The 19,831-nt window shown below is 45.0% G+C and carries 15 protein-coding genes; 5 read left to right on the forward strand and 10 right to left on the reverse strand.

The genetic code is table 11. The features are described 5' to 3' along the window. Nucleotides 1–71 precede the first annotated feature (71 nt). Together JMX70_RS08650 and JMX70_RS08655 are read right to left on the reverse strand one after the other, a co-directional pair. Nucleotides 72–2,117, reverse strand: coding sequence for a BCCT family transporter (locus JMX70_RS08650; protein WP_201591311.1), 2,046 nt, complete (start codon nt 2,115–2,117; stop codon nt 72–74). Nucleotides 2,118–2,416: 299 nt separating this feature from the next. Continuing rightward, nucleotides 2,417–2,854 carry an HIT family protein gene (locus JMX70_RS08655; RefSeq protein ID WP_201591314.1) on the reverse strand — a complete coding sequence of 146 codons (438 nt, stop codon included), beginning with the start codon at nt 2,852–2,854 and terminating at the stop codon, nt 2,417–2,419. Between the two features lie 247 nt (nt 2,855–3,101). Between JMX70_RS08655 and JMX70_RS08660 the strand changes: the two genes are divergently transcribed. From JMX70_RS08660 to JMX70_RS08670, 3 genes are all read left to right on the forward strand, one after another. Continuing rightward, complete coding sequence (locus tag JMX70_RS08660; RefSeq protein ID WP_191691841.1) at nt 3,102–3,878, forward strand: hypothetical protein; 777 nt, start codon at nt 3,102–3,104, stop codon at nt 3,876–3,878. 179 nt (nt 3,879–4,057) lie between these two features. Further along, complete coding sequence (ilvD, locus tag JMX70_RS08665; RefSeq protein ID WP_068408234.1) at nt 4,058–5,968, forward strand: dihydroxy-acid dehydratase; 1,911 nt, start codon at nt 4,058–4,060, stop codon at nt 5,966–5,968. A gap of 212 nt (nt 5,969–6,180) precedes the next feature. Further along, the gene (locus JMX70_RS08670) at nt 6,181–7,434 is read left to right on the forward strand and encodes a cation:proton antiporter (RefSeq protein ID WP_068408236.1); all 1,254 of its coding nucleotides are present in this window, start codon (nt 6,181–6,183) and stop codon (nt 7,432–7,434) included. 123 nt (nt 7,435–7,557) lie between these two features. On the opposite strand, the gene JMX70_RS08675 is transcribed toward JMX70_RS08670, so the two are convergent. From JMX70_RS08675 to JMX70_RS08690, 4 genes are all read right to left on the reverse strand, one after another. Then, nucleotides 7,558–8,976 carry a serine hydrolase domain-containing protein gene (locus JMX70_RS08675; protein WP_201591317.1) on the reverse strand — a complete coding sequence of 473 codons (1,419 nt, stop codon included), beginning with the start codon at nt 8,974–8,976 and terminating at the stop codon, nt 7,558–7,560. Between the two features lie 191 nt (nt 8,977–9,167). Continuing rightward, nucleotides 9,168–9,695: a phosphatase domain-containing protein gene (locus JMX70_RS08680; protein ID WP_068408240.1), complete on the reverse strand. Its 528-nt coding sequence runs from the start codon at nt 9,693–9,695 to the stop codon at nt 9,168–9,170. Nucleotides 9,696–9,743: 48 nt separating this feature from the next. Then, a complete protein-coding gene (locus tag JMX70_RS08685; RefSeq protein ID WP_201591320.1) occupies nt 9,744–10,658 on the reverse strand; it encodes a MaoC family dehydratase in 915 nt (304 codons plus the stop codon). A gap of 306 nt (nt 10,659–10,964) precedes the next feature. Then, nucleotides 10,965–12,365, reverse strand: a complete 1,401-nt coding sequence (locus tag JMX70_RS08690; RefSeq protein ID WP_201591323.1) for a 3-oxoacyl-ACP reductase — start codon at nt 12,363–12,365, stop codon at nt 10,965–10,967. A gap of 628 nt (nt 12,366–12,993) precedes the next feature. On the opposite strand from JMX70_RS08690, the gene JMX70_RS08695 reads away from it, so the two are divergent. Both JMX70_RS08695 and ppk2 read left to right on the forward strand, forming a co-directional pair. Beyond that, nucleotides 12,994–14,589 carry an acetyl-CoA C-acetyltransferase gene (locus JMX70_RS08695; protein WP_227671228.1) on the forward strand — a complete coding sequence of 532 codons (1,596 nt, stop codon included), beginning with the start codon at nt 12,994–12,996 and terminating at the stop codon, nt 14,587–14,589. Nucleotides 14,590–14,816: 227 nt separating this feature from the next. Continuing rightward, nucleotides 14,817–15,830: a polyphosphate kinase 2 gene (gene ppk2, locus JMX70_RS08700; RefSeq protein WP_242465329.1), complete on the forward strand. Its 1,014-nt coding sequence runs from the start codon at nt 14,817–14,819 to the stop codon at nt 15,828–15,830. A 272-nt stretch (nt 15,831–16,102) separates the two neighbouring features. Here ppk2 and JMX70_RS08705 read toward each other — a convergent pair whose 3' ends face one another. From JMX70_RS08705 to lpxK, 4 genes are all read right to left on the reverse strand, one after another. Next, the gene (locus tag JMX70_RS08705; RefSeq protein ID WP_068408248.1) at nt 16,103–16,450 is read right to left on the reverse strand and encodes a PilZ domain-containing protein; all 348 of its coding nucleotides are present in this window, start codon (nt 16,448–16,450) and stop codon (nt 16,103–16,105) included. Between the two features lie 42 nt (nt 16,451–16,492). Continuing rightward, a complete protein-coding gene (locus tag JMX70_RS08710) occupies nt 16,493–17,635 on the reverse strand; it encodes a DNA polymerase III subunit delta' (RefSeq protein ID WP_227671214.1) in 1,143 nt (380 codons plus the stop codon). Nucleotides 17,636–17,751: 116 nt separating this feature from the next. Beyond that, entirely contained in the window at nt 17,752–18,594 is an 843-nt protein-coding gene (gene kdsB, locus JMX70_RS08715; RefSeq protein WP_227671215.1) for a 3-deoxy-manno-octulosonate cytidylyltransferase, read from the reverse strand. A 21-nt stretch (nt 18,595–18,615) separates the two neighbouring features. After that, nucleotides 18,616–19,743, reverse strand: coding sequence for a tetraacyldisaccharide 4'-kinase (gene lpxK, locus JMX70_RS08720; protein WP_201591326.1), 1,128 nt, complete (start codon nt 19,741–19,743; stop codon nt 18,616–18,618). Nucleotides 19,744–19,831: the final 88 nt, after the last annotated feature.

Genomic DNA, 19,831 nt, shown 5'->3' on the forward strand with positions numbered 1-19,831 from the left:
ATTGAAAAACATCGCTATTTAACGAAAAAAGACAGCTGCTTAGCTGCCCTTTTTAACACACGAATACACATTTATTTATCAAACACACTGCCTTGCTCCAGCGTGATGTCATCATCATGTTGCTGCATACGCCACGGCAAGATATTTGGCGAAACATTGACAAAGTGTAGATACTTTTCAAATTGATCGATAATGTCATTAATCACCGATTCAGACTGATAGCCATATAAATCATAGGTCTGACCACCGCGGCGCAGATAAACTTCGGCACGGTGATGATGCTCTTGTGGTAATTCATTGGCCATGTTTTCGGTGTAATAATCAGGCACCTCGTGCTCTGACAAGCGCACTTCGTACCAGAACTCTACATTATCCCCGCGTCTTAGTTCTAGTACGGCGCGATTGTTAATCTCATCATAGTTAACCTCAGGTAACCAGCCGGTTTCGGCAAATTTCTCTGCCACCTCTTGCATCGACGATAGCACTGTACCTTTGATATAACCCAGTACTTTATCGCGCGTTGGCTGATTGGTCATATAATCAATACGGTCACGCCAAGCGTCTAGTTTTAACAGATGCGGCGGTAAATGATTGTCGTTGGCCAAACTCTCGTTACGATGGCCTTCGATACGCAGCGCGCGCCACATACCAAAGGTCGAGATCAGAATAATCACCGCAAACGGCAAGGCACTGACGATAGCGGCGGTCTGTAGCGCACTCAAACCACCGGCAATAAGTAGCACCGCAGCGACTGCACCCTCAGTGACAACCCAAAACGTACGCTGCCACCATGGCGTATCACTACGACCACCTGCCGCGAGCGAGTCAATCACCAATGAGCCCGAATCCGACGAGGTCACAAAAAAGGTAATAATCAATAGCACGGTCAATGATGAAACAATTTGGGTAAATGGTAGTTGCTCTAAAAGCTTAAATAACGCAATGGCTTGGTTGTTTTGTACCTCGCTAATCAGTGCCTCATAACCATCGACCATAATCATGTGTAGCGCAGTATCACCGAATACCGAGAACCAGAAAAAGGTAAACAACGTTGGCACCAGCATTACACCAAGAACAAACTCACGAATGGTACGTCCACGACTAATCTTGGCGATAAATAGCCCAACAAAAGGCGCCCACGCAATGGTCCATGCAAAAATAAATAGTGTCCAGCTACCGATCCAATCGCTCGATTGATAGGCTTGTAAACTAAAGGTACGCTCGACAATATTGCCTAGATAGCTGCCCGTGTTTTCCATAAAGGCATTTAGAATGAATACTGAAGGTCCAACAACAAATACAAATAGCATCAAGGCAGTGGCGAGCACCATGTTTAAGATAGATAAGCGCTTTACCCCTTTGTCCATACCTGCTAGTACAGAAACGAGTGCCGCCGCCGTCACCAAGGCAATAATAATCACTTGTACCGTGGTACTGACTGGCACCGTATTTGGCAACAGATAATTTAAACCTGCATTAATTTGCGCGACTGACAATCCCAAACTGGTGGCGATACCAAACATAGTACCGACAATCGCAAACACATCGACGGTATGCCCAATGGGGCCATGGATTTTGTCACCGATTAGTGGATAGAGCGTTGAGCGCACGGACAATGGCAGACCATGCCGAAACGAGAAGTACGCCAGTGACAAGCCAACCACACCATAAATCGCCCAAATATGAAAACCCCAGTGGAAATAAGCAATTTGCATCGCCTCTTTTGCAGCTGCAATAGTTTGCGGTGTGGACAGGGGTGGACTGGCGAAATGTAATACTGGCTCTGCAACGCCATAAAACAGTAAGGCAATGCCATACCCCGCTGAGAATAGCATGGCAAACCATTCAAGGAAGTTATATTCAGCATCCGCGTGGTCAGGGCCCAACTTAATACTGCCATACGGCGAGAAGGCTAAGGCAATAATAAACATCAAAAATATGGCAACTGCCAACATATAAAACCAGCCGAACGTATCGGTGGTAAATGCCAATACCTTACTAAACAACTCACCAGCTGCCTCAGGATTAATGGCTGTACCAATCACCAATAACAACATAATGGTGGCGGCGGGCACAAAGACGGGTAACAAAATAGTGGAGCGAGGTAATTTACTCATAAAAAATGATGTCCTCAAAAAATAACAATCAATAAAAAAGCTAAATACAACAAGAAAAGGTAGCACTGCCAACTTTATGAATTTGTACGAATAAAGGCAGTATCTCGTTCGGCTCTTATCAAACCGCTTATAAAGCAAATATAATTTTTATCACACTCTCTGCAAAAACCCTAGGCAAGTGCCTGACTCGTAACACTATTTTAACGTTTGTTACATGACTATTACTCAGCAATAAAAAAGGCAACTTGTTAGCTGCCTTTTTTATTGCTGATTGCATTATGAATGGTCAATTTAAGACATTAAGGATTAATAGCGCCTGCTAACTGTTTCGCCATCTCAGCAAGCTCACTTTGATCTGCTTGCGTGACCGCATGACGACCTAGCTCATGAATGCTCGATGGAATCAGATGCACATGGTAATGAAAAACAGTTTGTCCGGCTTGTGCGCCATTTAACTGCATTTGAATAATACCCTCACGCTCGAATACTTGACGCTGCGCTTGCATGACTTTTTTGGACGTCATCAGTACTGCTGCGGCATATTCTGGTTCAAGATCGACTAAATCAACGGCTTTTTGCTTAGGAATGACCAGTACATGACCTTTTGCTTGCGGCATGATATCCATAAAGGCGAGGGTTTTGTCATTCTCATAAACTTTATGATAAGGGATATCACCGTTAAGCATTTTGGCAAAGATATTATTATCATCGTATTTGGTTTGATTATCTTGACTCATTTTTATTCCTTAATTGGTGGTCATTAATTATTTATCATTACGTGGTTATCAGTACTAAAGGGTAAATAGCTCAGCAAATATAGTGGACGAAATTTGGATTGAGTACAAGTGGCTGATACATTCACTAGCCACTTTCAATTTTACTGAGTTTTGCTACCAACAATTCTATAAGTGATACGATTAATTTATTGGCGAGCCGTGCGCTTTAAATGTTATATTAATCCTCTATTTTAATCACCTCAGGTTTATGGATTTGACTGCCTTGCCAACCCAATTACCCCAATCATCAAACACTACTGACGCTCATAGCGACCACGCTTATGACACTATGAGAAATCATACTGCGGTTAATGAAACGCTTGAAGATAGCGCACCGTCAACCTTGTCAAGCATTGAGCCAAACGCCATTATTTTAGCTGAAGCATTGACTGATAAAACGATCAGTTGGCGCATCCATAATTGTAAAATCAGCAAAAAAATCATGACGCAGGATATGCCACTGCCCTTTTTGTATCATTACGACAGTTTAGATGACAGCATTAAACAGACTTATTCATTAACACCTGCCCTACTTGCCCAGTTTAATACCCCCATGACAGCTGACGAGGCAGCGAAACTTATCGGTATTGATAAGGCGCTGATCACCAGCCCTTGGCATGTCAAAGTGATTGGCTCATTGGTGGTGTTTAGCGAAGCGCTGCAATTGGCCGTACGCCTGCATTGGACCAATACTGGTAAAGACACCCAGCAAATTTATACCAAAGATGAAGCCGATGCGCTTACTGCTGCTTTTAAAGAGTGGCAGTTTTTTGGTCGTATTGATGTGCTTTATAAGAATACTAAGCAAACACTTATCAGTATTGATGAGCAAGCCGAAAACGATAAACAGCTACTGACTATTGCTGCCAGTCCTGACTATCAATTCTTGCCAGCGCCTCACGCCTTAGTCGTCATCGCCAAACTTGAAACCGATAAAGCCGATTTGCCTTGGTTTGAGAGCGCTATTTTAGAGCGCCTCGTTTAAATATTGACCCTCAAGTCTTTATGATTATTGGTTAATGATTTTCAGTTATCCATATCTAATGGTATGGTAACGCCTTAGTATTATTCACTAGTACTCTCATAGCATAAAAAGCACACTATCCGTATGACAGCGGATGCTGCAGACGTTTATAAATCTCGCTTATTTGTAAGGAATATCACATGGATTATCGCTCAAAAACTTCTACTGGTGGTCGTAATATGGCAGGTGCTCGTGCCCTATGGCGTGCGACGGGTATGACGGATGGCGACTTTGGCAAACCGATTATCGCCATTGCCAACTCCTTTACCCAGTTTGTCCCCGGTCACGTGCATCTAAAAGACTTGGGGCAACTGGTGGCGCGTGAGATTGAAAAAGCGGGCGGCGTGGCAAAAGAGTTTAATACCATTGCGGTCGATGATGGTATTGCCATGGGTCATAGCGGGATGTTGTATTCATTACCAAGCCGTGATTTGATTGCGGACTCGGTTGAGTATATGGTCAACGCCCACTGCGCCGACGCCCTAGTCTGTATTTCTAACTGCGATAAAATCACCCCTGGTATGCTGATGGCAGCCATGCGCCTCAATATCCCTGTTGTTTTCGTCTCTGGCGGCCCGATGGAAGCTGGCAAGGTCATCGCTAGTACTGTCGCTCATAGCCATAATAATGATGGCGGTAGCGACGTCCATACCACTGACAGTAAAGGCAATGCCATTCGTAAGCTTGATTTGGTCGATGCCATGATGGACGCCGCCGACGATAATATCAGCGATGAAGATGTCTTAGCGATTGAAAGCTCGGCTTGCCCAACTTGTGGCTCATGCTCTGGGATGTTTACCGCCAACTCAATGAACTGCTTGACCGAAGCTCTCGGCTTATCATTGCCGGGTAATGGCTCGCTATTGGCCACGCATTCGTTACGCCGCGAGTTGTTTTTAGAAGCGGGTCGCACGATTGTATCATTGGCCAAGCGCCGTTATGAGCAAGATGATGATTCGGTATTACCGCGCTCTATCGCTACCAAAGCCGCTTTTGAAAATGCGATGAGCTTAGATATTGCGATGGGTGGCTCGACCAATACTATCTTGCATCTACTTGCCGCCGCCAATGAAGCGGAAGTTGATTTTAAAATGCATGATATTGACCGCCTAAGCCGTAGTGTCCCTTGCCTGTCGAAAGTCGCTCCTGCTTCACAAAAATATCATATGGAAGATGTCCACCGTGCTGGTGGTGTGATGGCGTTACTTGCCGAGCTTGACCGTGCCAGTTTACTGACCACCGATATCCCAACCATTCATAGCGCAAGCATGAGAGATGCTATCGATAAATGGGATATCATGAATCCTGATAATACTGAGGCACGTGCGCGCTATATTGCCGCTCCTGGTGGCGTCCGTACCACGCAGGCCTTCTCGCAATCAAAAGAGTGGCCAAACCTTGACGTCAATCGTGAGTCGGGCTGTATTCGTAGTGCTCAGCATGCCTATTCAACCGATGGCGGCTTAGCAGTACTATACGGCAATATTGCTGAGCGCGGCTGCGTGGTTAAAACCGCAGGCGTCGATGAAAGCATCTTAGTCTTTACCGGACGCGCACGTATCTTTGAATCACAAGACGCTGCCGTAGCCGCCGTGCTTGATGACCAAATTGTCGCCGGCGATGTGGTCATCATTCGCTATGAAGGCCCAAAAGGTGGGCCTGGTATGCAAGAAATGCTTTATCCAACCACTTATCTTAAGTCTAAAGGTTTGGGCAAAGAGTGTGCGCTGCTCACAGATGGTCGTTTCTCTGGCGGCACCTCAGGCTTATCCATTGGTCACGCCAGCCCAGAAGCAGCTGAAGGTGGCGCGATTGGTTTAGTACAAGAAGGCGATACCATTCATATTGATATCCCGAACCGTACCATCAATATGCAAGTCAGCGATGCCGAGCTTGCTGCGCGCCGTGAAGAGATGGAAGCGCGTGGACGTAACGCATGGAAGCCTGTGAGCCGTGAGCGTCACGTCTCGCCTGCGCTGCGTGCTTATGCAGCTATGACTACCAGTGCCGATACGGGTGCCGTCCGTGATGTGAGCCAAGTTGAGCGTTAAATAAATCTGTAAACGCAATGATTTATCACTAACCTTATAGAATTACCCAAAGCCTGCGCCATGCAGGCTTTTTTTCACCAAAAAACAACGCTACCGCCGTTCTGTTAACGTTTTTTTGCGGTAATAAAAAGCATTTGCGCTCATTATTAATAGCGATTAAACCTCTTGTAACTTTATCTTTTTAAAACCAAAAAATAGCGTGCACCAAACTTATGATTGAAAACTATAATTTATTCTTATTGGTCTGCGGTATTGCCTTTTTATTCGGGGCACTGTTTCCTATTCTTTTTAAACGTACGCCCATCTCGCTGCCCATGCTGCAAGTAAGCTTTGGTCTATTCATGGGCTATTGGTGGACCAGTTTATCTTTTTTAAATCCGATGGATAACGGTTTAATTATCGAAAAACTGACCGAAATCGTGGTATTGGTTTCGCTGGTTGGTGCAGGTATCAAGATAGATACTGAGCTGTCGTGGCACTTATGGCGCCCGACTGTGCGCTTACTACTTATCACCATGCCGATTGGTATTTTTGCCATGGCGCTCTTAGGCTATTATGCTTTTGGTTTGACATTAGGCGCGGCCATCTTGCTCGGTGCGGTACTGGCTCCGACCGATCCTGTGCTAGCCTCTAGTATCCAAGTCGGACCGCCCAATACTGGCGGCGAGGATACACCGCGCTTTACCTTGACCTCAGAAGCAGGGTTAAATGACGGCTTGGCGTTCCCATTTGTCTATTTAGCGATTAAGGTCGCAGAAGCTTATAGCGGCGGGCAGCAGTTCACAGGTGAGATGCTGTGGCAATGGTTTACGACTGATGTGCTGTGGAAAATTGGCGCAGGTTTGGTGGTCGGGATTGTGGTTGGTAAATTACTAGCAAAATTGGTCTTTTCAAAATACAGCCACAATACCTCCATCTCTCAAGGTTATGTGGTGATAGCTCTCACCTTGCTGGCCTATGGTTTGGCAGAATATGTACACAGCTATGGCTTCATTGCAGTATTTGTCGCCGCCTTTGCCTTTCGACGCTCGGAGCGTGAACACAGTTATCACCAAAAGCTGCACGATTTTGCTGAGCAGTCAGAAGGCTTACTGATGTCCTTAGTTCTTGTGGTTTTTGGCATGTTTTTAGGTCAAGGACTGCAAGCGGGCGTTGAGCTGACATGGCGCGTCTATATCGTCAGCTTTACCTTTTTATTATTGATTCGACCGATTGGCGGATTGATTGCTCTATCAGGATTAAAGCTGCCCTATACTGAAAAGTATGCCATTTCTGCCCTCGGTATACGCGGTATTGGCACCTTATATTATCTGTCTTACGCCCTCAATCAAGGCTTCTTTGATGAAGTAGACGCTGTTAAACTTTGGATAGTCTGCTCAATTGTCATTTTGGCGTCTATCTTTATCCATGGTTTGATTTCCCCAAGGTTGCTTAAGCTCACGCCTAATAAGCCGCGCCATGGATAATTTCGGACGACTACCTCAATACTTTTGTTAGTTATAGTGTTGCTACTTATCCTTTAAGCACCTGTATTTCTGTTTTTCATACTGGCAACAAGAATATTGAGTTAAGTTCAAGAGTCACGTCTACTAGATTCCAGCGTCAATCAAATCTAATACCGCTTCCGTCAGCGCAAACTGGCGGACATCATTGAGCATTGTTACATCAAAATTATGGATAAAGGTAAACGACAATTGCCGCGCAGGATCACACCACGCAACCGAACCGTTATAACCCATGTGCCCAAAACCTTGCGCGCTCATATTAGAAGCTTCACTTTGACAAATGCTAAACCTGCGATGATAGCCCAAGCGCCAGTTCATTTTCGCCGGCATTACCGCGTCCATGCCAGTGGTTTGCGGGGTTGAAAGCTGCTTAAATGTTGCGTCGTCAATTAATGTCTGCCCCTGCCATGTACCGCCATTGGCTAGCATGGCATAAATAGTTGCTAATGCTTGCGCTGATGCCACGCCGTTGGCAGCGGGAATGATGGCTTGTAGCGTCCGTTTATCGTAATAATCGATAGGTTGTTTATTAGCCAACACAAGAGCCGATTTATAGTTTTTTAGATTAAGCTGGCTGTTATTAAAGTATAAACGGTTAATTTTTGCTGTATCCAAATTAGGCAGCCCATCTGCCATTGCGCTTTCATTTGCGCCTGCTTGATTGGTTAGCGCTCTTTTTTGCCAACAAGTATAGCTTGGTAGGCTTGAATAAATGCGCAAAGTATTTTCAGAATCCGCTCTTAACACGGGTTTGCTGCGGCGAGGTCGCGCTTGCGACAGCTCCTGATTGCTTATTTGCTGGGCTGTGTGTTCGTCTGTTTGGAAATATTTAACCAAATGAGCCACTTCATCTACTTTATCGTCTGGCACCCCAAAATAACAGCTGTCTGCAATTCCTAGCGGCTCAGTCAAATAGTGACGCAGCGCTGTGGCTAATGACATATGGGTAACGGCTTCTATCACGCCGCCCAGTACCCAGCCATAAACCAAGGCGCTATAAGCGCTCTCATATAAGGCGCTGTCTTCAGGCGCTATTACTGGCATAGCAGCAACCTTTTCTAGCATGAGCTGCCAATCGAGCACTGTGTCGTTATCGACATCGATACTTTGAATCGAGAATAAATTGCCCTGATGCGACATGACGCTACGCAAAGTAATCTGCCCTTTTCCTTGCGCGGCAAAAGCAGGCCAATAATCCGCAATCGCTCGGTCATAATCAAGCATATGCTCGGAGACCAACACATGCACCAATGTCGCCAACACCCCTTTCCCTGTTGAAAAATTCAGCGATAGGGTATCGGGGCTCCATGACAAATCCGCGCGCGCCATTCCCACACTAGCCTGAGCAATACATTGCCCCGCTTGATAAACCACCAAGGCACCGCCAGCTGGTGCGTCATCAAGCTGCAAATATGTTAGCAATTGTTGTAATTTTTGCTGAATAACAGGATTAATAGACGTATAGACGTTTTGATTATCAGCTTTCTCATTATTATTTTTCATTCTTCACTCGCTTTATTTATAAAAACATTTTTTATAGTCAAAAAATTCATTAGCTAATTAATCACGAAATTTGCTCATAAAAAAGGCAACCTATGCTCATAAAAAAGGCAACCTATTGGTCGCCTTTTTTGTTGCATGTCGCTCATATGTAACGCGTACAGTTTGCCATACATGCTTAGTATGCCATGAGTCTAGCGTGGCACCAATAAACGATTATGAACCTCTTCTTCTAGCTTCGTCAAACCATGACTGCGCCCGCGCTCCATTGCCGTATCCATTTTGCGTCCGCGTAACCAGCCCGCACGCAGTGCTACCGCTGCACCAGCGCGATTACCAGAACCACAGTGCAAGACGGTTTTTTTGCCATGGTACTGACGCAAGATGTTATCAAACGCCAATATATTTAACTGTTTTAAATCCTTGGCCCCGCTGATAGGCAGCTGCTCATAATGCATACCAGCGCGCTCTACCGCCGCGCGCTCATCAAAATTTAGCTCGTCATCTGGCTGCAAGTTAAGCACCAACTCAACGCCAGCCGCCGCTAAAGTAGCGACCTTTTCGTCGTCGAGGGCGCCGCACACGATGGTGTTGTCATCAGGGCGAAAATACGGCTCAAACATATTTTCCAAATCGATACCGTTATCTTTAGCAGTAGATTCATCTATGGTAGCTGAGTTATCGGGCGCAGCTACGCTTGTTGCATTGTCATGTAAAGTCATAATGAATAATTGGTTAATAAAATATAAAGGTTAAAAATATGGCGCAATCTATTGATTTTCGCTTTGCAGTTTGATCACACCAGCAAGATGCGGCTTGTCGTTTTTAGCACTAAATAAGCCAAACTCGCAAGTATCGGTTGGGCTCTTTAACTGCGCTATCGGCTCAGCGATCAGCTCTACTTCAGCTGGCAAAAAGATAGGCAGCTTAAATGATACATTGATCGTGCAAGCATCTGGTAGCTCATCCATCAAGGCGAGGCACTTAGCTTTTGACCACATGCCGTGGGCGATGGCTTTTGGAAAACCAAATGCGCGTGCCGATAGTGGGTGCAAGTGGATAAGGTTAAAATCCCCTGAAACAAACGCATAACGACGGCCGATATCTTCTGGTACTTCAAAGATACTGTGCACGCCTTCTTCATTCACTAAAGGCTTAACGGTCACTGGACGCGGTGTGCTTTTTTTATCTTTGCTACCTGATTTTTTTCCACGTGACAAATAAGTAGAAGTGCCTTCCCAAATTACCTCGTCATCTGACTTAACGGTGGTGACAAAATCAAACTGCTGGCCTTGCGCATGGTCGCGTAGATTATCAAACTTCACCGCCATCGCTACCGTTTCACGCTCACCGATAGGACGATACTGCGTCACGCTATTATCCACATGCACCAAACCTAGCATAGCAAAGGGAAATGGCTCTTTGACCATCATATTCATTTGTAACGTCTGTGATAAAACAGAAAAATAGGTAATCGGTATTTTGCCATTGTCGGCGAAACCACAAATCTTACGATAATCGTCAAGATTATTTTGGTCGATGTGCAAATTATCTACATAATACGTCGCTTGTGGCAACTGATCGCGGCTGACCTTTTCGTTATTACCAATAGGCAATAGACTCTTGACGATATTGGCGTAGGTGGTATGCGCTTTTGGCAACGCATCATAATGTTTGTCTGACATAATAAATCCTAAATGGGGTTGAGCTAACTGAGGCTGGAGCAAATTATCTGGCTACTTGTAAACAGTGAAGCATTCGTTTGTCGGCTTATTTGTTTACTGGTTTATTTACTGGCACATGCTTTTATTCATACCTGTTTTTATCATAAAAAAGCCACCCTCGGGCAGCTTTATTACAATTTATCAGCAATTTTTCGTAAGCATATGTGAGGTCCATTTAAAAACCTCATACACCCTACTTACTTAATATAGGCTTGCTCACTATGATTTAGTCATTTATCGAGCAATATTTTATCTATATTCTCTCAATTATGCACCCAACAAGCTTTGACCACAAACACGTACAATATTGCCATTTAGACCACCAGAAGCTGGTGACGCAAGCCATGCAATAGTTTCAGCAACGTCGATTGGTAAACCGCCTTGGCTCATTGAGTTCATACGGCGACCGGCTTCACGAATGGCGAACGGAATCGCTTCTGTCATTTGCGTTTCGATAAATCCTGGCGCTACAGCGTTGATAGTCATGCCTTTAGAACCGTCTTCTAATTGCTTAGCAGTCGCGTTTACCAAACCGATAACGCCCGCTTTAGAAGTCGCATAGTTACTTTGACCTAGATTACCAGCGATACCTGAGATAGATGAAACGCAGACGATACGTGCATGGTCTTTTAGTACATCATTATCTAGCAAGTAGCGGTTTAGCTTGGCAATACTGCCCAAGTTGATGTTGATAACCATGTCCCACTTTTTCTCATCCATTTTTGCCAGTGTCTTATCACGGGTCACGCCAGCATTATGAATAACGGCATCTAAACCGCCACGCTTTTGCGCCGCTTCTGCGATTTCTTTGCCCGCATCTTCACTAGTGATATCAACGGTTAATACTGAACCACTGATTTCGCTGGCGACTTTTTGTAAGTCCGCTTGCTGCTGCGGTACATCAAGACAGATAACATGGGCGCCTTCGCGTGCCAACACACGAGCGATGGCTTCACCGATACCGCGACTTGCGCCAGTGACGAGCATGGTTTTACCGCCTAAAGGCTGCGTCCAATCGACATCAACGTTGGCGCCATTAGTAACACGTACCACTTGTCCTGACACATAAGCTGAGCGCGCTGAGGCAAAGAAGCGTAACGTTGAGTCTAGGTTCTTTTCAGCGCCTTCTGCCACGTAGATAAGCTGGGCGGTGATACCGCGCTTAAACTCTTTACCAACAGATTTCACAAAACCTTCAAGCGAGCGCTGTGCCAATGCCGCTTCAATATCTTTTAGATCTTCTGGTGGACGACCGATAACGATAACACGACCTGATTTTTCGACGCGGCGCGCTACTGCATGAAAGAACTCATACACTTGTTTGAGCTCATCAGCATTACTGATATTGCTGGCATCAAACAATAAAACTTTAAATTCGTCATCGCCGCCGGTATTGGCTTTGGCTTTCACGCCTGCATCAGCCAGCGCGTCTTTTACCGCATCACGGCTGTTTACAAATACATCAGCGTGCAGGTCTGACAAAATACGAGCAACTGATTCGCTGATGGCAGTATTGTCGCCATCAGCACGGCCAACCAATACACTACCGCGTACTGACGGCTGACCACTATCAAAACGGTCTAGCTCTACTGGCATCGGCAAGCCTAGATTTTTTGCCACTTTTCGGCCAATAGAAGACTGCACAAAATCACCATAACGGTCTGACATAATATAATCCTATAATTGATGAGAAGAAAAAAATTATTAATATAAATAAACAGGTTCAAAATTGCTCTAACTATACACTTCCATGCAAAACAAGTCCAAAAGCTGCGCCTGTCTATCATAATCTGTAGACAAGCCAGTATACAAGATAGCAACTTTTTCTCGCCTTAAAAACACCCCACTTATGTTAAAATATAACGTATAAGTTATGGCAAATGCATTTATAGATAACAATATATTATCAAAAGCGCCGTTATGCAATGTTATTCGTCAATACTAACCAGTATGATCAGTAGCGTTTGATAATTAGCATTGAAGGCATGAGCTTAAAATTAGCGTCACATCGTTTGCTAAAGAGATACAGTAAGCGCGTAAAAAGCGCCTTATGCTAACCTTCTCTGCCGTGTACTATGTTTTTCTCTTTTATTTTTATTTTGTTTTTCCCTTTTATCTTCTACCCATATTTTTTAAGGATAATATTATGAGTACTAAAAACAATCACCCTGATAGCCCTGTTGTTGAAACGACCGTAGTAAAAGCCGGTGATAGCCAAAATACCGAAACAGCGACTGACGCAGCAACCAAAAAAGCAGCAACTGAAGACGCCAAGCAGCCAAACGTTTTTGACACAATGGCAAACTCAAAAACCGCTGAGCCAAAAAAAGCGGACGATAAAAAGTCTGATACAAAAGCAGCGGATACGAAAACAGACAGCTCTAATAAAGATAATTCTAAGAAAGACGAGTCTAAAAAAGATGAGTCTAAAAAAGATGAGTCTAAAAAAGATGAGTCTAAAAAGGAGAGCACCGCTGAAAAAAGCTCAAAAGACAGCAAAACTACTAACGCTACTAAAGATGATAGTGCGGCTAAAGATGCCAATAAAAAGACTGACACAGCTAGTAAAAAAACAACCGCTAAAGAATCGAGCAAAGCTGGCCTGAGCTCGGGTCAACATCGCGTCGCTATCCTAGGCGGCAACCGTATTCCGTTTGCGCGCTCAAACGGTGCTTACTCTGATGACAGCAATACTGACATGCTAACCGCCGCGTTAGATGGCTTGGTCGAGCGTTTTAACTTACAAGATGAAAAAGTCGGTGAAGTCGTTGCTGGTGCGGTGATGAAATTGAGCCGTGATATCAACTTGACGCGTGAAGCGACACTAAGCACCGCCTTAAACCCACATACGCCAACGTATGATATCTCACAAGCTTGCGGTACTGGCTTACAAGCAACCTTTGCTTCTGCCAATAAAATCGCCCTTGGTATTATTGATTCGGCGATTACTGGCGGTGTGGATACCACCTCTGACGCCCCTATCGCTGTTGGTGATGGCTTACGTAAAGTGCTAATCAAATTGGGCGCGGCTAAAGACAACAAACAACGTCTAAAAGCGCTAATGGGTTTAAATCCTAAAGATTTGATCGACTCACCACAAAATGGCGAGCCGCGTACGGGTTTATCCATGGGTGACCATCAAGCGATTACCACCCTTGAGTGGAACATCAGCCGTGAAGATCAGGATGAGCTTGCCTTTAACAGCCATAAAAATCTAGCACGCGCGTATGACGAAGGTTTTTTTGACGACCTAATCACGCCATACAAAGGTTTGACGCGCGATAACAACTTGCGCCCAGATACGACGTTAGACAAGCTTGCTAAACTCAAACCCGTGTTTGGTAAAAAGAACGCCAACCCAACCATGACAGCCGCTAACTCGACGCCGCTAACCGATGGCGCCTCTTGTGTGCTATTGGCCAATGACGAATGGGCAAAAGAGCGTGGTCTTAAACCACTAGCATACATCGTTCATCAAGAAACAGCTGCTGTTGATTTTATCGGTAAATCTGGCGATAAAGAAGGTTTACTCATGGCGCCAGCTTATGCGGTACCGCGTATGCTTGAGCGCGCTGGTTTAACGCTGCAAGATTTTGACTTCTATGAAATCCATGAAGCGTTTGCCTCACAAGTGTTATCAACGCTAGCAGCTTGGGAGGATGAGAAGTTCTGTCAAGAGCGTTTGGGTCTTGATGCGCCACTAGGCTCTATCGATCGTAGCAAGCTAAACGTCAATGGCTCATCACTTGCCGCAGGTCATCCATTTGCCGCAACCGGTGGTCGTATCCTAGCCACTGCTGCCAAATTGTTAGACCAAAAAGGTTCAGGTCGCGCACTTATCTCAATCTGCGCCGCTGGCGGTCAAGGCGTAACCTGTATTCTAGAGAAATAATTTATTAGTTAAGTTAATTAGCCAATAAATAGCATTCAATGTTAATGCTCCCTTTAATCTGATGATTAGAGGGAGTTTTTTGTTTTGGTTGAAAAAAACATTAAAAAGACTGCAACAAGTAAACATGGCGTACTCATAGCGTTATTGTAAATATGCTAGAGTAATAAACCACATATAGCACTATCATAGTGAATAATAACCATAAAAATATTGCTTAGGAGCTTATTATGAGCAAAGATTCCTCATCGATCGACCGGCAAACCTTAAATGCCTCAAAGCGGCAAGCGCGGTCAGCACTCGAACAAGACAGCTTTATTACTCGTATGGATAAAGAAGTGTTTGACGATGAGCTACGACGCAAAATGCATCAAGATTTGATCGACAGCTATGACGAAGAGCTGGAAAATGAGATAGACGATTACGTGCGCGACTTTCGTTTTGATGGCCGCGCGATGAGTGAGCAAGAAAAGCTCGATCGGCGTACTTATTTTGAAGAATTACTGCGACTACAACGAGAGCTTATCAAACTGCAAGATTGGGTGGTCGAATACGGCGAGCGCATTGTGGTGATATTTGAAGGGCGCGATTCTGCGGGTAAAGGTGGCGCTATCAAGCGTATTACCCAGCGCTTAAACCCGCGTGTTTGCCGCGTGGCTGCGCTACCCGCACCAACCGAACGCGAACAGTCGCAGTGGTATTTCCAGCGTTATGTAGCGCACTTGCCCGCCGCTGGCGAGATTGTCTTGTTTGATCGCAGCTGGTACAACCGTGTGGGCGTTGAACGCGTCATGGGGTTTTGTACCGATGCCCAGTACGAAGAGTTTTTCCAATCAGTACCTGAATTTGAGCGTATGCTGGTACGCTCAGGTATTCGCTTGGTCAAATACTGGTTTTCGATTACCGATGACGAGCAGCATTCACGCTTTATGAGCCGGATTCATGACCCACTTAAGCAGTGGAAGCTGTCAGCGATGGACTTACAATCACGTCGGCGCTGGGAGGATTATACCAAAGCCAAAGAGACCATGTTTGAGCGCACCCATATCCCTGAAGCGCCGTGGTGGGTGGTCGAAGGCAATAATAAAAAACGCGCACGGCTAAACTGTATCGCTCATTTACTTGAGCAAATCCCCTATAAAGAAGTACCGCGCGATGAGATTGAGTTGCCCGAACGCAAGCGCGATGATGAGTATTACCGCGAGCCAATTCCCGATGATATGTACGTGCCACCGCGCTATTAGCCAAATGTATGCCTGTATAGTCAAAATATTCTAAAAACGCGACGGTATTGCTGATATTAATTTTTTGTAGCCTCTATCTGCGCAGGCACAGCAAGCAAGAAAAATTGATATCAGCAGTGCGTGATGTATCGATATTACTTTTCCCTCACTATAGCATTCAATAAAATACGGCGCATAAAAAAGCAGCCTCATCAATATAGAAGGCTGCTTTTTTCATTTTTTCGCTAAATGTATTATGCTAATAGCAAATACATTTCAAGCTCTGCAAAATACTACATCGTATAAGTCGACTGCAAGCTATCAAGCTTACCGGCCAATAAGCGCTCGACCTCGTTTTTGATTCTTAGCCCAGCGACATCAGTGCCTATTTGCACCGCAAAGCCTGCTGGACGGCCGCTTTGGCTTTTTGAATTGATCCAAACCACTTTACCATTCATTGGTAGCCGTTCGCTAGAATTGGGTAAAGTGACAGCAATAAACACCTCATCGCCCAGCTTTTGAGTTTTATCAGACGGCACAAATAACGCGCCATTGGTCACAAAGGATAAATAGCTTGCGTATAACGTTTCCATATCTTCAATATGGCAGGTTAAAATCCCGCCACGTCCTGGCATTGCCATAGTCCGCTTCCTTTATAAGTGAGGTTTATTTTTTAATCTGATTTATAAATAAGCCAATTCTTGCATCAGCTTATCATAAGCGAATTTTTCTTGCACATTTTGTTGTAGAGCCGTTTTTATTTCTTGCATACTTTTCATAAACGTCTCTAAACTACTTTCAGTAGGTTGATGACTGTGTAAAGACGCTGGTAAATCAATATCCTTTTGCAGCGCATCAAGACCCAAGCATACGCGGCGTATATCAACAAGCATTAGCTCCGACAATTGAATAAACTCGCTTATACTAAGCTGGGGCTGCCAATAGTCGCTTGCCGCTATGCTACTACGCTTGCCGCTACGCAACGCTTGCCACGTTGTCAGCCATAGTGCGCGCTTGCTATACCATGGTGCTTGCGCAAGGGCGACCGCGGCTAAAGGCGCGCCATTTGCCAACTGTATCAGCTGCTCAATGGCCGCTGTGCCGACCGCCTCACGATTGACCGTACTACCTAAAGCCTGAGTGACATAATCGACTGAAACAGCAGGATCAATCGTTTGCAATGCCAGCTGCTGAACGCGGCTTTTTATGGTTGGCAGTAACTGCGCCGGAGTATCACTGATGAGGAATAAATGCACTTGCGCTTGTGGCTCTTCCAAAGTTTTAAGCAGCGCATTAGCCGCAGCAATGGTCATTTGCTCTGCATAATCTAGCACACAAATCCGCATGCCCTGCCCGCCTTGATAAATAAACGGCTGCAAAGCACGGATATCATCAACTTTTATTTTTAACGCAGCGTTACTGGCAGCTTTGGCAGATTTTTTGTCTTTTGCGCTGTTAGTTGCCGCTTGTTTAGCATCAGCATGGTCGACACTGACTGGTATACCAATCATTGGCAGGACTTGTAAGCTTGGATGCGTTCCTGATCTGAGCCATTGACAACTCTCACAAATACTGCAAGCGCCGAGCGGATGGTTATTGCGCTCTCGGCATAATAACCATGCGACCAAACGCCAGACAAAGGCGCGCTTGCCCATACCTTGCATGCCTGCCGCTAAGAGCGCGTGCGGCAAAGATTGCTGCGGCATTAATACCCGCTTAGTCAGCTGTGACCACAACTCATTTTGCCACGGTAATAGCGGTGCAAAATATATATTATCCGTCAAAGGCAATGCGCTGGTCATTTCAGTTACCTCATTCACGATCATCGCTCAATACCTTAAATACGTTCAATACGCTTACAACCTTTGAGTAACAAACAATCCTACTCTATTTAATAAAATACTTTATAAACATTTACTTAGGCTATTATTAATTATGTAAATTAGCAGTTTTGAAAATCAATTAAGCTCATGGCATTTAGCCGATCTAAATCTTCTTGGGTATCGACGCCAGCTGGTAGATGACAGCTTGCAGTGGCAATAGCAATATGACCACCATTTTCTAAAACTCGTAATTGCTCTAGGCTTTCTAATATCTCGAGCGGCGTTTGTGACCAATGCACAAACTGCTGTAACAAGCTAACGCGGTAGGCGTATAGCCCCAAATGACGATAAGCGTTTTTTGGTGGTTGCTGCTGTATATTTTTATCTTTTGCCAAAACCACATCACGGTCGCACGGAATCGGTGCACGGCTAAAATATAATGCACGCTGTAAATTGCTGGACGTCTGACTGACAACTTTTACGACCGATGGGCGCATAAAAGTTTCGTAGTCTTCGATAGGCTCGCATAAAGTCGCCATCACGCTGTCGCTATCTTGCACTAGCAGGGCTTTGACTTGCTGTAACAATAACGGCGGTACCAAAGGCTCGTCACCCTGCATATTGACCACGATATCATGCTCAGCCCAGCCTTTGATAGCGGCAACTTCCGCCAAACGGTCGGTCCCTGACGCATGCTCATTACTGGTCATCACCACATCAAAACCTGCCTCTGTGCAAACTTTAGCAATCGCCTCATCATCAGTCGCAATACACATATCGTCAGAAAAATCAGCCAACTGTGCTTTTTCAGCCACCCACAGTATCATTGGTTTGCCATGAATCTTTAATAATGGCTTACCGGGTAAGCGCGTACTTTTAAAGCGCGCAGGAATAACAATATGAGTTTTGGCTGGCGCAGCTTCAATTGGCATTGTTTCAGCTGATATTAAGTCTGACGACATGGTTTATTCCTATAAAATCATTTACGCTTTTGTGCTTTTAGATAAATTAATATTTAAAGCTTTTAATTGCTGCTGTAAGCTGACATAGCAACCGTCTGATAACACCGCAGTCACTGGCAATACCCATAAGCGATGAACGAGTTCTTGATATTCATCGTTAAGTGGTTGGCGGCTAGACATATTTATTAGTAACGCTCTGATTTTGACCGCGTCTTTACTGGTGACAATGATCGGCAGCTCGCTATATTGTAAAAGCTCAGTCAAGCTAAAATCATAATGATCGGGATAAGCGTGCCCAATGACATCAAAACCGAGCGCCATTAAGGTATCAAAAAAACGCTGCGGATAACCGATACCGCTTACCGCATGTACCCGACCATTTGGTATAGGTGGCATAAGTAGCATAGGCGTTTTTGCTGCGACACTTAAACCATCTATCTCAACAGCAGAAGACCATAAAGGCTGCAATTTATCCGCTTGTAGATACATCGTTAAACGCTTAGCTTTAGCTTGCTTATTATCTTTGGTCGTCCTATCCGCTTTTTCATGATAAACCACATTTGCGCCTGTTAAGCGCGACATGGGTTCGCGTAAAAAACCGGTTGGTAGCAATTGCTGATTACCAAAACCACGCGACGCATCGACCACAATCCATTCGATATCACGTTGCAGCGCATAATGCTGCAAGCCATCATCAGCAATAATCAGTTGTAACTCAGGATGTGCGTTTAACAAAGTGGTAATAGCCTGCTTACGATTGGGGCAAACGGCCATCGCCGCGCCTGTCATATTGACAATTAAACAGGGCTCATCCCCTACGATGCTTGGCAAGCTATCGGCATGTACCAAAGCTGGCATCTGGTTACTATCACCGCCATAGCCGCGGCTGATAACGCCTACCTTTATGCCTTGCTTTTGTAGATAGTTGACCAAGGCAATAATCAACGGTGTCTTACCGCTACCGCCTACCGTGATATTACCAATCACCATCAGCGGGATAGGCGCACGATAACTGGCAAATAGGCCTATCTTATAAGCCTGACGGCGCACCATCGTAATGAATCCATACAACCAGCTGACAGGCAGTAGCAGCCAGAGCCAAGCGGCCTGACGTTGCCATGCACGCGTCATTGTGGTTTCAATACTCATAGTGATGTGTTATTTATCCTATTTATTGAGTCATACCTATACCGCAACGTACAATCATTGCTTTCCTTAGCTTTACCCAAACAGTAGC

The organism is Psychrobacter pulmonis, assembly GCF_904846465.1.
GTDB classification, from domain to species: domain Bacteria; phylum Pseudomonadota; class Gammaproteobacteria; order Pseudomonadales; family Moraxellaceae; genus Psychrobacter; species Psychrobacter faecalis.